At 37.9% G+C, this 13490-nt stretch carries 11 protein-coding genes; 3 read left to right on the top strand and 8 right to left on the bottom strand.

Going from position 1 to position 13490, the window contains the following annotated elements; genetic code table 11:
• Nucleotides 1-18 precede the first annotated feature (18 nt).
• The 5 genes from OQX64_RS07740 to OQX64_RS07720 form a co-directional block, all read right to left on the bottom strand.
• Nucleotides 19-795, bottom strand: coding sequence for an enoyl-CoA hydratase/isomerase family protein (locus OQX64_RS07740; RefSeq protein ID WP_265818329.1), 777 nt, complete (start codon nt 793-795; stop codon nt 19-21).
• A gap of 1 nt (nt 796) precedes the next feature.
• Nucleotides 797-2884 carry a ComEC/Rec2 family competence protein gene (locus tag OQX64_RS07735; RefSeq protein ID WP_265818328.1) on the bottom strand — a complete coding sequence of 696 codons (2088 nt, stop codon included), beginning with the start codon at nt 2882-2884 and terminating at the stop codon, nt 797-799.
• Between the two features lie 3 nt (nt 2885-2887).
• Nucleotides 2888-4882 (bottom strand): helix-hairpin-helix domain-containing protein, encoded by a 1995-nt coding sequence (locus OQX64_RS07730; protein ID WP_265818327.1) that lies wholly within the window; start codon nt 4880-4882, stop codon nt 2888-2890.
• Between the two features lie 25 nt (nt 4883-4907).
• Nucleotides 4908-5708, bottom strand: coding sequence for a hypothetical protein (locus OQX64_RS07725; protein ID WP_265818326.1), 801 nt, complete (start codon nt 5706-5708; stop codon nt 4908-4910).
• 117 nt (nt 5709-5825) lie between these two features.
• Nucleotides 5826-6605: a murein L,D-transpeptidase catalytic domain family protein gene (locus OQX64_RS07720; RefSeq protein ID WP_265818325.1), complete on the bottom strand. Its 780-nt coding sequence runs from the start codon at nt 6603-6605 to the stop codon at nt 5826-5828.
• A 208-nt stretch (nt 6606-6813) separates the two neighbouring features.
• On the opposite strand from OQX64_RS07720, the gene OQX64_RS07715 reads away from it, so the two are divergent.
• Nucleotides 6814-8262, top strand: a complete 1449-nt coding sequence (locus tag OQX64_RS07715; protein ID WP_265818324.1) for an SDR family oxidoreductase — start codon at nt 6814-6816, stop codon at nt 8260-8262.
• A 36-nt stretch (nt 8263-8298) separates the two neighbouring features.
• Complete coding sequence (locus OQX64_RS07710) at nt 8299-8421, top strand: hypothetical protein (protein WP_255353654.1); 123 nt, start codon at nt 8299-8301, stop codon at nt 8419-8421.
• Here the strand turns inward: OQX64_RS07710 and OQX64_RS07705 are convergent.
• The 3 genes from OQX64_RS07705 to OQX64_RS07695 form a co-directional block, all read right to left on the bottom strand.
• Nucleotides 8408-10312: a DUF3857 domain-containing protein gene (locus OQX64_RS07705; protein ID WP_265818323.1), complete on the bottom strand. Its 1905-nt coding sequence runs from the start codon at nt 10310-10312 to the stop codon at nt 8408-8410. The two genes, OQX64_RS07710 and OQX64_RS07705, sit on opposite strands and share 14 nt — an antisense overlap.
• Complete coding sequence (locus tag OQX64_RS07700; RefSeq protein ID WP_265818322.1) at nt 10312-11799, bottom strand: transglutaminase-like domain-containing protein; 1488 nt, start codon at nt 11797-11799, stop codon at nt 10312-10314. The genes OQX64_RS07705 and OQX64_RS07700 overlap by 1 nt, the downstream gene beginning before the upstream one ends.
• A 71-nt stretch (nt 11800-11870) precedes the next feature.
• Nucleotides 11871-12143, bottom strand: coding sequence for a hypothetical protein (locus OQX64_RS07695; RefSeq protein WP_265818321.1), 273 nt, complete (start codon nt 12141-12143; stop codon nt 11871-11873).
• Nucleotides 12144-12449: 306 nt separating this feature from the next.
• On the opposite strand from OQX64_RS07695, the gene OQX64_RS07690 reads away from it, so the two are divergent.
• On the top strand, nt 12450-13400 hold the full coding sequence (locus OQX64_RS07690; protein ID WP_265818320.1) for a 3'-5' exonuclease: 951 nt from the start codon (nt 12450-12452) through the stop codon (nt 13398-13400).
• The last annotated feature ends 90 nt before the right edge of the window (nt 13401-13490 follow it).

The raw sequence follows: 13490 nt of genomic DNA, 5'->3' as shown, positions 1-13490 counted from the left end.
TATTTCAGTTTTAGTTATTTACCAGTTAATTTTTTCTTTATTCAGAAAGGATGCGATACCTTTTTTAAAATCAGCACTCTCCCGAACACGGGCATTAATTTGTATAGCGGTTTCTAAAGTTTTTTCTAGAAGCGGTTTAGTGGTGTGGCTAATGAGCTGTTTTGTAATCATTAATGAATTACCTGAACTCCCTACACACAAACTTAAGGCAAATTCTTTAACCTTTTGATTTATTTCTTCTGATTTTGTTACAAAATTGATTAAATTAAATTTTAAGGCCTGTTCTGCAGGGAAGGTTTTTCCGGTAAGTAAAATCTCCTTTGCGATGGTTTCATTTACTTTTTGCATCAGAAAGCAGGAAACAATGGCCGGTACAAACCCAATCTTTACTTCAGTATAACCAAAACTACTTTCAGGTGTGGCAAAAATAATATCACAAATGGTAGCCAGGCCGCAACCGCCGGCAATGGCATGACCTTCTACCTGGGCAATTACAATTTTTGGAAGGTAGTAAATAGTGGTAAAAAGTTTCTTTAATCGCTTTGAATCTGCCACATTTTCTTCAAAGCTGTTGTTTTGTAATTGTTGTAAATATTCTAAATCTGCGCCGGCACTAAAGGTTGATCCGTTAGAGTTTAATATGATAACCTTAACGCGTTCATCTTCTTCGGCCTGCTGAAAGGCGATTGTCAATGCTTCAATCAGTTCCGGATTCAGTGCATTACGCTTTTCAGGACGATTGATGGTGATGGTCGCTATTCGGTCACTTACATTGTATAAAACCAGTTGTTCCATATTATTCTGTTGATTGAACCAAATATGCAGGATTTTTCTTTAAAATTTGAAGCCGTGCTTTATAATTGTATTCATTTTTTTTAAACCACTCAATTTTGTAGTCTTTATTAGTGGCATCCAGAATAATATTTTCATATTGAATTTCTTCAGGAAGATTCTCAATTTTAAAAGTAGTATTGCCTGTAAGCCAGATGGCATTAAATTTGCCTGCTGCCTGCACTTTTTTATTATTCCACGATTCATCGATAATGAGAATTTTATACCCGTGAAAGATAATTTGTTGGTTTTGGAAGATAAAATTGGATATAATGGTATCTGTTTTTAAATGCATTATGCTAATATGGCTCACCTGCAATTGGTCTAATGCCGGTTTCACTGAAAAGTAAAATGTCTGATCATCATGATTTAAATCTGTTAATAAGATGGCTTGATAACCTTGAATAAATGCTGCAGCATAATTTTTTCTCAAGGTAAAAAAGATAATTTTTTGTTGCCTGGCTGCTTTGTAACGATCATAGGAGAGTACTGACTGGTAAATTATGAAAGTGAGCATAGCGGCAAAGAGAAAGGTCTTATTGTATTTTGCCATGGCATATACAAAAAATGCAAGTGATAAACTGAGCAGTATTAATCCGGGTAGTGTGATCCACCAGGATGAAAAAGTAGCATAAGGTAAACCGGCAATCCATTTTAAAACCTGGTTCGTCGTTACAATAATCCATTCAAATAAGGGTGCAAGTTTGCCTGAAAAGGGGAGCAGTACCACAATACCTAAAACCATTATGATCATCAGCGGAAGGGAAATAAATAAGTTTCCAAGCAGAAAATAAACCGGGAACTGGTGAAAATAATATACACAGAGCGGAAATGTAGCCAACTGTGCTGCAATGGATAGTGCGGTCAATTCCCAGATTTTATTCAACCATTTGTTTTCCAGATAAATCCAGTTGTAAATTTTAGGCTGCAGGTACAACAGGCCAAAAACAGAAAGATAGGAAAGCTGAAACCCGGGATCCCAGATGAGAAAAGGCTGATAGATTAACTGGCAAAAAGCAGCAAATGCGAGTATATTGTAACTGTTTTTATTTTGGGCGAAAGTTTTTGCTATGATAAATATCGTGATCATAATCGCAGCACGAACAACCGAAGGGGATAAACCTGTAATTAAAGCATAGATCCATATTAGTGTACAGATAAGCAGGAATTTAAAAATTTTAAGTGCTTTTTGTTTATCCAGAAATACCAACAAAAAATCGAGCGCAAAAAATATGATGGCCACATGGCTTCCTGACACGGAAAGGGCGTGTATGGTTCCGGTTTTAGCATAGGCCGACAGTGTTTCTGCAGAAAGATCGGCACGATAGCCTAAAATGAGTGTAGAGGCTACCGCAAAAGCTTCATCATTTTTAATGTATTTTCTGTATTTAATAACCTGTTGTTCCCTCCAGTTTATGGCAAACCTAAGCATGGGATTTCCCGTATTTCGACCTGTTTTAATGAACTGGTTTTGATTGATAAAGGCTTGTTCATAAATGTTTTGTATAGCCAGCCATTGCTTAAAATTAAATTCTCCAGGATTGTAGGGCGGCTCTACTGGCGAATATTTAGCCAGAATAAATAATTCATCCCCATATCGGATTTTCAATGGTTTAAAGCGATCTGTTTTGATGGCCAGGAGTATTTGTCCGCTCAGTTTGACAGGTTTGTTTTCCAGGTATCCTGAAATTATTTTAACCTTCAACCTGAGTATCCCTTTACTAAATGCCGGTTCACTGTTTACCATAATCTTTAAATAATCAACAGTTTTCTTAGTGAAATAATCTGGCTTAAGCTCCTCCTTATTCATAAAAGTTAATAAGCCACCCAGGAAAAAAAACAGGAGGTAAATTAACAGTCCGGTATAACCTTTAAACCGATAGGCATTTAGTTTTTTATAAAAAATGTTTAGCAAGCAGATGGTTAGGTACAGCAAAAAACAAACCGTACCAAGTACACTAATCATATGATCTCCTGAAACCAAATAAAAAAAGACAATTCCAGGTATCAGGGCTGCCAATATTCTGACGAAAAAATATTCTTCCTTAAGCATCTGTTAAAATTGATACCGCAACTGAATCTTTATCTCTGATTTCCGGTTTCCCTGAATTTCATCTAAATAGGTGCCAATGCTTTCCACATCCCGATAATAGAACATGGCATATCTGGCCCATATATTTAACTTTTTGCCGAGGTTACACTTTAAGTTCAGGTACGTTCTGAATCCCTCGCCACTATACATGCCGAAAGCAAAGCTGTAGAGCACATCATCCTCATAAGCATAAATCCGGCTATTGTAACTTGGCGTATGAAAGTATGCAAGCCTTATATTCCCTGTTATGCGCGCAAACATGGGAGAATAATCTACATCCTGATAAATCAGGTAGCCAAATTCAGGTGTGCCAGGGCCTTTGTGGTACTGAGATACTTCCATTCGGTTTTGGAAACGCCACTTCGGACTGGCCTGCCAGATAGATTCGAGCCTGTAGCCCTCTCTTTTTACATCATCTAAAAAATTTACAGGGACCTTTGCATCTGTATTTTGCTGTTTGATCTCTGTTTTAAAACGAAGCAGTATTTTATAGTTTTTATCTGGCGTGTAAATCACCTGACCTAACAATTCATAACCTTTTGAAGGGGCATCAACCCTGTATTTCAGCCATGGAAAACGGAAATAATCGCCATAAACAGAGAAGGCCCAGTGTTTATCGGGATTGATATTCAAACCCATATAAATTCCTTTTTCGTTGACTGCTTCACTTGATTCGGCCACAGCCTGATTAAAAAAGTTATGGTAATTCCGCTGGTAATTCCGATGTGTAATGGCTGCTGATATCGTTGGCGATAAGCTGATAAGTGCACCATTCAGATAGGCCATGCCCCCCGGCATACTTTTGCCAACCTCGCCATAGAGATAAATGTTTTTATAAGTATAATTATAATATATGCCAAGATTAGTTAGCGATTTTCCGGTAAAACTAAACTGATCATATAATGCTTTTTGGGTAATAAAACGATTTCCATACTGGCTATGGTAAGCAATGGTACCAAGTGAAAATTCATTTTTATGGTACTGCAGTGTGGCACCATAAACCTGTTGATTTAATGCATTTTTATTGGCGATTTCTGAAGGTGTTCTGTGCAGACCAGTTTGGTTAACGGTTGACTGTACCAAATCTCCATTATTGTCTAGAGCCTGACTTGCATCCAGTTTTCTAAACGAAATAAACGGTGTAATATCAAAGCCTTTGTACAGGTTGATGGTTGCTGAAACTCCTCTGAAAAAAGAATACTCATTGGTGGAGTTATAAGGTCTTAACCCAAGGTCCTTTTTGGCAACGCTGGTGACATCAGGACCCTTACCAAATGAAAACCCGGACCATAAAGTCAATCCCTGTCCAAACTGCAAGGTGTAATCGCCCATAACCAGTTTTTGGATCTTTCCAAGTTTAAACAGTGCAATATTTCCTGAATAAAAGTCAAAAGGCCTGGCTATGAATTTTTCACCCGCATCTTTATCTAAGGTAATGGCCGCAGATAATATAGTACCATAGTGGTATCGATACCGGCTTTGAAAACGTTCTGCCGAACCTAAATACCTGTTGCCGGGTAAATCTGTAAATCCTTTCTGCTTTTCCAGAATTTGTGAAAAACGCATCAAAAAATCATTTTCGCCAGACTGCATCATATTTTTAAAAGATAGTTTTTCATATTCGCCCATATCCTGAAGGGTAACGAATGGCAGAAGATTTTGAACTGTTCTTTCATCAAAACCATCAATGGACTGAAGCTCCAGGACATTAACCAGGTTTCCGTTTTCTTTAATATGACTAAAGAAATTGCTGATTTGTAAGGGAGAAAGGAAAATAATCGTTTTTAGTTCATCCGGATTGGTTTGATTGAGGTTAATCGGATTTTTACGGTAACGCATTAAAACATCGACCAGTTCAGTGAGGTCATAATCATCAGGAAGATGATCTGCAACACTTTCCAGGATGTCCCTTATTTCTACCTGTTGTTCTGAAACTTGTGCATTTGCAATAAATCCCATTATTACAAATAAGGCGGTGAAGATCCTAAAATACATAGCTGATTGCAATTTGAGGTGCATAACCCAGACTGGCTTCATAAGTAGTAGCCATATCCAATACAAATTTTTTGCAATTGATCCCAAAACCCGCATATTGCTTAAAAGGCTTTGTACTTAAGCCGCCCCGCAGACTTAGTAAGTCAAAAAGTTGATATTCTATGCCTATCCTGACATCAATTGGTTGATCTGTAATTTTGGATACCGTTGTTGCAATTAATACTTTTTTACTGGCCAGATAACTGGCCCCGATATTAAATGAAGCAGGTATTTTCGCGGAGCGCAAACTGGCACTATACTGCTGCCGTGATGCGTTACTGCTGAAAGCACCTATGCTGAAATGCTGATTAAATTGATATAATACACCCGCATCGATAGTGTAAGCAGTTGATGCGCCATAATCTTCGATCTTTAACTGATGATAATTGCCATTGAGTGCTAATGATAGTTTTTGTCCGAATTTTTTAGCGTAGGCGAAGCCTATTTTACTTTCATGGTAGGACGCAAATCCATAACGCTGAAAACTGATACCTGCATAATTATTTTTAAAAGGAATTACAGCAACGAATGCCTGGGTGCTGATTTCATCACTTAAAAGATGTTTGATGTAGTTTAATGAAACAGCCGGATGATTGAGAAAGGTAATTCCGGCAGGATTGGCCTGTAATGTCCATATATCATTTACGGCAGTTCCGTTATCAGCAAGAGCGGTGAGCCTGGGCCCTTGACTATTTTGCGCATAAACGCAGTTGGCAGATACATATATCACCAAAAAACACAATATTTTCATAATCAGGTATTAACCGGGATGTATAAAAAATAGAGTGATTTTGATTATACTTTAAATGTATAAAATAAATTACAAATTTGAAGTTTAAATAAGTGAAAAATTTTAATTATTTTGATTTTAATCCATTTTTACAGCAAAAACTTCCTGCTGATTGGACACCATACTTGCAGCAAGGGTTTCATTTAAAAACTGAGAATTATAACCTTGATCAGAACGATTTATAAATAATACCGTTCGGCCTGATATCATTTTAATAATCGGATCTGAAAGTTTGGAAGCAACTGCCGGGCAACCCTGACTTCGCCCTAACCGCCCGAGCTGATCAATTGTTCCCTGCGAAACATAATTCGCGCCATGCAATACAATGGCTCTTTCACGGGCTTTATCGTTAAAACCAACATCCATTCCGTCAAGCTTAAGCGAGCGGCCATGTTTACCATTATAAATTTCACCGGTAAGGTAAAAACCCAGGCTGCTCTGATTGGAATTGGGCTTGTTCGAAAAACTGTCGGGTTTATCATCTCCGCTATTTTGACCATGCGCCACCCAGGTATTCATCAGCAGTTTATTGTCTTTAAGATCAATAATGTAAAGGCGCTTTTTACAACTTTCCTGATCAAAATCCACAATAGACAGGATGTCTTTTGATTGTGTTAAGCCTGAGTATTTCAGATTGTAGAAACCTGTAAATGCTTTTTCAAATACAACCTCACTTAACCCGGCAGAGTCGAGTTTAGCCTGATGATAAATATTAGAAACATAGAGATTATAAATACTATCCTTAACAGGTGTAAATAAAGATAATTGTTGTTTTGGAAATTCCACTACCGTCCAACTTGTGCAAACCATGCTGATCACCAATAAAATCACAGCAAGGCCAGGGATGCTTTTTCTCATTCAGGAATATTTGGTAAATTACTGGTACTTATACGAGGTAGAAAAAGATTTATTGTAAGCGAAATGCTGTAAATTTATCATTACAAAGTGTTTTACTTTTCTGTGACTGATAATCCAGGTTTTACTTGGCTATCATTAAACTTTTAAACTCATGCGGCATTTTGTAACAAAGTACCGTCAAATCTGTTATGCATAAAATAAATACCAGATGAAAATTTTATTGACAGGCGCAAATGGATATATCGGGACCCGTTTATTGCCTTTACTTTTGGATCAGAATCATGAAGTGGTTTGTATGGTTCGGGATAAAAGAAGGTTTATTTTAGCATCAGAGTTGCAAAGTAAAGTAGAGGTGATTTCAGGTGATCTTTTAAACGCCGATGCGCTGAACGAAATACCTGAAGATATAGATGCGGCTTATTACCTGGTACACTCCATGTCGTCAAGTGCTGAGGGTTTTTCTGATATGGAAAGAAAATCTTCTGCAAATTTTTCTGCAGCCATAAAAAAAACGAATTGCAGGCAGATTATCTATTTAACCGGAATTGCAAATGATATGCATCTTTCCAAACACCTTGGTTCCAGATTAGCGGTAGAAGATGAATTGAAATCATCACAAATAGCCTGTACCATTTTAAGAGCTGCCATTATTATTGGTTCAGGTAGTGCTTCTTTTGAAATTATCCGTGATTTAACAGAGAAAATCCCCGTGATGGTGGCCCCTAAATGGGTTAAAACACTTTGTCAGCCTATCGGTATACGTGATGTGCTGGCTTATTTGACGGGAGTACTGGATAATGAAAAAGCTTATAATGAAACATTTGATATCGGCGGACCCGATATTTTATCCTATAGGGATATGCTTTTAGGTTATGCCAAAGAGCGAAAACTTAAACGCTGGATTATCACCGTACCCGTATTAACTCCAAGATTATCGTCACTCTGGCTGAATATGATTACACCAGTGCCATATGCGCTGGCCAGAAGTTTGGTTGATAGCATGAAAAATGAGGTCGTTTGTAAAGATAACCGTATTCAGAGGGTGGTGCCTAGAAAGTGCTTAACTTACGCAGAAGCTTTGCACCTTGCATTTGAAAAAATTGATCAGAATTCTATTGTTTCCAGCTGGAAAGATGCCCTCAACAGGGGCTATTTGGATAATGATTTTATGGATCAGATAAAAGTTCCGCAAAATGGCACGCTGGAATATAAGGTGAAAATGCAGTTTGACAGGGAAGCAGAAGAAGTTTTTGAAAATATATGGAGCATTGGTGGAAAGCGGGGATGGTATTATATGGATTGGCTATGGCAGTTAAGGGGATTTTTAGATAAAATGTTCGGCGGAGTGGGCGCCAGACGTGGTAGAACCAGCAGTACGGATTTGCAGGCCGGAGATGTTCTGGATTTCTGGCGGGTATTACTGGCCGATAAAAAAAATAAAAGGCTTTTGCTCTATGCGGAAATGAAGGTTCCGGGAGAGGCCTGGCTGGAATTAAAATTGGTGAATTTTCATGGTAAGGCATTTTTATCACAGGTTGCCACTTTTAGGCCCCGCGGATTGTGGGGACGCATGTATTGGTACACCATGTGGCCTTTTCATCTGGTACTCTTCAGGGGGATGGCCAGACAAATCACAAAATACCGGCCTGATCATTAGCTGAATTTACTTATTTTAGCGTTTTAAATTTCAATTATGCCAAATCAAGATCATGATTACTCTTTCTGGACCAAATACAAACGCTTTGCATCAACTGAAATTATTATGTATCTCATCATGATCATCGGAATCGGGCTGGGCATTATTATTTTAAGCTAAGCACCAGTTTTAGGCGGTCTGCCATGTGAACATCGTTGATAAACTTTGAAAAATCAGCATATTTTTCAGCAGGGAAGGTGCCGTCATGCAGCACCAGTTTCCTGAAGTAGGTTAGCTTGTTCCCATCTTTACTCACCTTAAGCAGGTATTCGCCAAATGGATTATTAAAATGCTTATCTTCCACCAAAACCAATTCCGGTTTCAAGTTATCTGGTAAATTAAATTCCAGCGTATCTTCATCTGTAAAACCGCGGTTAATGTAAACCGGTAACGTGCGGTTTCGCAATTCCTGAACTGTTGGCTGAACGTTAAACGCATTCAACTGCAGATACATTTTACGGCCATTTAAAGGTGCATAACTTCTGATACTAAACTGAACATCCTCCGTAAGCTGAGGGTTGCTTTCTTTTTTTTCGGTAAAAAGAACACCTTCAATATTGATGTTATCAATATTATATACGGCTCTTAAAAGCTTATATTGTTCACTTAAAGGCTTATCGGTTATTGATTCACGGTTATCATACTGTCCTCCTGAAAATATCGTATTCATTTTACCGGTAACATCTCCATCAGGGTTAACGGTCAGCATTGCTTTACGGATCTGAAGATTACGCTGTGTAGTTAATTTGGGCGTGTGCATGAGCTTTCCGCCTGTTGGCGTACAGGCAAAAACGGTTCTGTCATCTGTAAAATCACTTAAAAATCCGAAAGGGATTTTCTGATTGGTACATTCCAGCCAGGTGGTATCTCCCTTGAGTGGCATACATAAAATGATATGGTTGCCCTGCGTCATGCTCGCATAATCGGGATCAACACTTTTTTTAACTGATCCTGCTTGCACAACACAATAATAAGATTCGATGTCAGCAGCTTTAAGTAAGCTTTGCATATAATTCACCAGTGCCTTACAATCTCCATAGCCAAGCCGGTCTACCTCACTGGCAGCAACAGGCTGGAAACCACCAATGCCAATCTGAACACTGATGTAGCGTGTTTTTTCCTGTAAAAACCGGTATATCTTTCGGGCTTTTTCCTTATCATTGTTTTCGCCTTTAACTAGGTCTTTAACCATTTGTACAGTAGCTGCAGGTAATACAGTTCTCTCTTTCAACAGGTCATCATATATCCACTGACCGAGATCCTGCCAGTTATTGTAATTTCCTTTATGCCCGTAATAATAAAACTGCCGGGGGGCAATCTGTACCTTAGTCAGGTAATTTTCAGGGTCAGGACTAAAAGGTTCTGATTTCGTGGCAAAATGGTTACTAACGGACCAGCATAGTTTTTTATGCTTTTCATCAGTGCTTTCTATAGGCTTACCGGGATAGTTTTGGGTTTTAATCCGAACCTGATCCGCAGGTTTACTGATAAAAGTATAACTGCTCTTTTCAACAGAAACATTATGCTGAGCTGTTGGCATCCAGTCGTGAATGATCAGGTTCTGTTTATTTCTGATTTCCACATCATAAGAAATGGTATAGGGATACTGATTTACGGACGGTGTAAAAAGCTTTAATCTGCTGTCTGTAAATAAAGAAAACCCATCTACGGCACTCATATCAGAAAAATCGTTCTGGTTAAATTTCCGGATCAATATTCCGCCAGCATTGTATATTTCACCCTTAATACTTTTGATAGCATTATTTTTATCATAACCAATAGCTATGCGTGCATTATCATCTCCATTTTGATTAAATACGGTAATTGTTTTTTTCTGCAGGTAAGTTACATGATCGTCTGCAATCATATCTACCGTAATTTCTTCATTTCTGATACAGGCATTTGCCCGGTTGCGAAGCTGTGGCGAGATCAGGTCGGCATCAAAATGTAATTGGGTAAAACCCGGCCTCGGTAGCAGTAAAAGCGATACGAGTGCAATGATATATTTCATTAATTTGCCTTCTTAAGTAAATACTCACTTTTTTGATTCTGAATGATTTTACTGTAAAATGCTTTCAGATACAGATACTGCGATGGCTCATAAACTGCTTTGTTCAACTGTAAAACCTGATGCAATGATAACTGATTGTTTTCCAGTGAGGTATTTAGCAGGTACTTTCCCCCGGATTCAGGTAGACCTATGGCCATGTCTTTCGGTTTTTCCAATAATTCATATTGATCAGGCAGCGTAATCTGAATGGATATCCGCTCATCGGTAGCTGCACCCAGATCTACCGGATAGTTTCTTTCATTCAGATTAAAAGGATTTTTGGTAATGGCATTAATAAAAAACGGACTCAGATAAAATTGTTTGTTTGAGCTGCCGTCACTCACCGTAAATTCAACTTCATATTTTTCAGTGAGTATATTCTCAATACTGTCCAAATTATCAATTTCATGGTGTAAGATTTTTATTCGCGGTAAACGCTCATCAATTTTCTCTACATATTCATCTATTGACCCGGATTTCTGAATGTCCTTTCTTTTATTGTATGCCGCATAACCCTGTGTGTAAGTAATTAAATTTCCGGTTAACTTACCATCAGCATTTAATTTGCCTGCTAAAATATAACTGGTTATGCTTTTCTGGCTTGCATTCAAATCAATCCAGTAAGAGGCCTTTTTAAGGTTAATCACCCGGCCCTGATCATTGATGCATCGCAATGGTAATAAACCAAATGGAAGCAGGGGTTCGGAAGCATCTAATAAATAACTTTTATCGCCAATGTTCACTTTAGCTACCACATAATTAAAATCAGAGATGACAGGATATAATTTATTGATGGTGCCGTTTTCTCTGGTTGATAAAATAACGGCTTCTGCATCCAGGTTAGCAGCAGATAAGGCTGCTATCAGGTTAAGATTAATATCAGCCACGCTGCCGGATCTGCTTTCTAAAGATTTTTTGATACTGTTTTCTGAAAATACGCCATAGTAATTATTCCATTTGATTTGTTTTTTAATATAATTAAAAATGGCCCTGGCTTTCTGCAAGTCATCCGGAGCATTTTGAATTATACCTGCAATCAGATCTTTATAAATGTCTTTTTTCTTCATTTGCGAACCAAATGACTGATCAGTTGTAAGTTCATAATCCACATCTTTCCAGGTTTTGGTATATGAAGTTTTAGCACCGTTCGGATAAGTTAAATCAGATAGTTCGAAGTAAATAGCAGACTTGAAATTACTTGGAGCCGTCATATTTTCTTCTTCCAAAAATGCAGGAATATCTTTCATCAGGTAGGTGATTTTGGAACAATCTATATTTGCCCCGTCAAATCTTAAACACTCTTTAGAAAGTTCAGCCTTTTGGTCGCTAAGCTTCTGGTAGCCCTTTAATGAAACATTATAGTTGTATATACCCGGAATAAAAACCTGGTATTCACTTGATACTTTAGGCAGATCAGACTGGAACTCCCAGGTTTTAAAATTGAACAATCTAGGCGATTTTAATTTGTAACTGTATTCAATGATCGCACCTTCTCTCAGGTTGGGTAAAGTAAACTTCGTTAACTGGATGTATTTCGATCTGTTTTCTTTAAAACAGCTTTTCTATCCATAACGGTTTCTGCGAAATTTCCATCGATAAAATTAAATGTAGAGGCTTTCAACTCAGTAATAAGCTCTTCATAATTGGCACCCTTATAGGTTGGGATAATGATATTTGCTGCACTGAAACCGTTTTTATTATATATTTTAATTTTGGTATGGTATTCGAAAACCAGTTCAAGCTGCCCACTGATGTCATCCTTCTGGATGCAAGCTGTTCCGAATTCTTTCAATACAACCGCATTCGCATTGCTGTCGATTTTTTCCGGTCAAAGTCCATCTCATCATGGGTAACCTGTCCGTAAGTAAAATTTTGAGCAAATGCAGACCATGCAGAAAAGCAAAGCACAAGAGATAACAAGAAGGTTTTCATGTAAAGCGTAATTTTTTCGCAATTTAATATTCGGAAAGATAACCAGGAAATATTTTGAATTAAATAAATGTGTTGTACAAACAAACCAATCCTTTTTAGCACTTTTGAATAAATATATATTAATGGATGTTGATTACAGCTTCATCTCAATCTGATAGTAAAACTGATGAAATTAAATTTAAAGCGACCTCTGGCATTTTTTGATCTTGAGGCAACAGGTATAAATGTAGGAGCAGACAGAATAGTAGAAATTGCGGTTTTAAAAGCAATGTCTGACGGAACTGAAGTGGTTAAAACCTGGCGTGTAAATCCTGAAATGCCTATTCCCTTGCAAACCTCCTTAATTCACGGAATTTATGATGAAGACATTGCCGATGCACCCACCTTTAAAATGCTGGCCACAGAAATAGCAGATTTTATCGGTGATAGTGACCTTGCCGGTTATAACTCCAATAAATTTGATATCCCGATGCTCCTGGAAGAATTTTTGAGGGCAGAAGTTGATTTCGACATGACTGAAAGAAAGTTTGTTGATGTGCAGAATATTTTCCATCAGATGGAGCAGCGCACATTGAAAGCAGCTTATAAATTCTATTGCCAGGAAGATTTGGTTAATGCACATGCCGCTGAAGCAGATGTAATAGCAACCTATAAAGTGCTTTTGGGTCAGCTGGAAATGTATAAGGAAACTGAATTTGAAAGCAAACAGGGGGTTAAAAGCATTCCGGTTGTAAATGATGTAGATGCTTTGCACACTTTTACCAACATAAATAAGCCTGTAGATTTTGCTGGTCGTTTAGTTTATAATGATCAGGATGAAGTTTGTTTTAACTTCGGAAAGCATAAAGGCAAAACCGCGCAACAGGTTTTTGCGGTAGAACCAAGCTATTATGCCTGGATGAAAAATGGTGATTTCCCGCTTTACACCAAAAAGAAACTGGATGAGGAATGGGCGAAGTTTAATGCCCGGAAAAACGAGAACAAGACACCGAAGCCACCGCAAAATCCATCCGCACCTCGTCCGCAGTTTAAAAAACCGCAGCCAAAACCTGAAAAACCTGCCGAGCCGATCAATACCGATATGCTGGAACAATTAAAAATGAAGTTTGGAAAATAGATAATTAGGTAACTGTTTAGATTATTTAATTGCTTGCGAAACGTAAATTGTTTAATTGCTTGACTGATTGCCATGTGCCAGGCACTTTGC

Source organism: Pedobacter sp. GR22-10, from assembly GCF_026239715.1.
In the GTDB taxonomy this organism is placed as follows: domain Bacteria; phylum Bacteroidota; class Bacteroidia; order Sphingobacteriales; family Sphingobacteriaceae; genus Pedobacter.
This window is presented reverse-complemented; position numbering and strand designations above follow the sequence as displayed.

Bases quoted from the DNA above. Each gene is read 5' to 3' on its own strand.
- OQX64_RS07740 (WP_265818329.1), bottom strand. From the start codon at position 795: ATGGAACAACTGGTTTTATACAATGTAAGTGACCGAATAGCGACCATC.
- OQX64_RS07735 (WP_265818328.1), bottom strand. From the start codon at position 2,884: ATGCTTAAGGAAGAATATTTTTTCGTCAGAATATTGGCAGCCCTGATA.
- OQX64_RS07730 (WP_265818327.1), bottom strand. From the start codon at position 4,882: ATGGGATTTATTGCAAATGCACAAGTTTCAGAACAACAGGTAGAAATA.
- OQX64_RS07725 (WP_265818326.1), bottom strand. From the start codon at position 5,708: ATGAAAATATTGTGTTTTTTGGTGATATATGTATCTGCCAACTGCGTT.
- OQX64_RS07720 (WP_265818325.1), bottom strand. From the start codon at position 6,605: ATGAGAAAAAGCATCCCTGGCCTTGCTGTGATTTTATTGGTGATCAGC.
- OQX64_RS07715 (WP_265818324.1), top strand. From the start codon at position 6,814: ATGAAAATTTTATTGACAGGCGCAAATGGATATATCGGGACCCGTTTA.
- OQX64_RS07710 (WP_255353654.1), top strand. From the start codon at position 8,299: ATGCCAAATCAAGATCATGATTACTCTTTCTGGACCAAATACAAACGC.
- OQX64_RS07705 (WP_265818323.1), bottom strand. From the start codon at position 10,312: ATGAAATATATCATTGCACTCGTATCGCTTTTACTGCTACCGAGGCCG.
- OQX64_RS07690 (WP_265818320.1), top strand. From the start codon at position 12,450: ATGAAATTAAATTTAAAGCGACCTCTGGCATTTTTTGATCTTGAGGCA.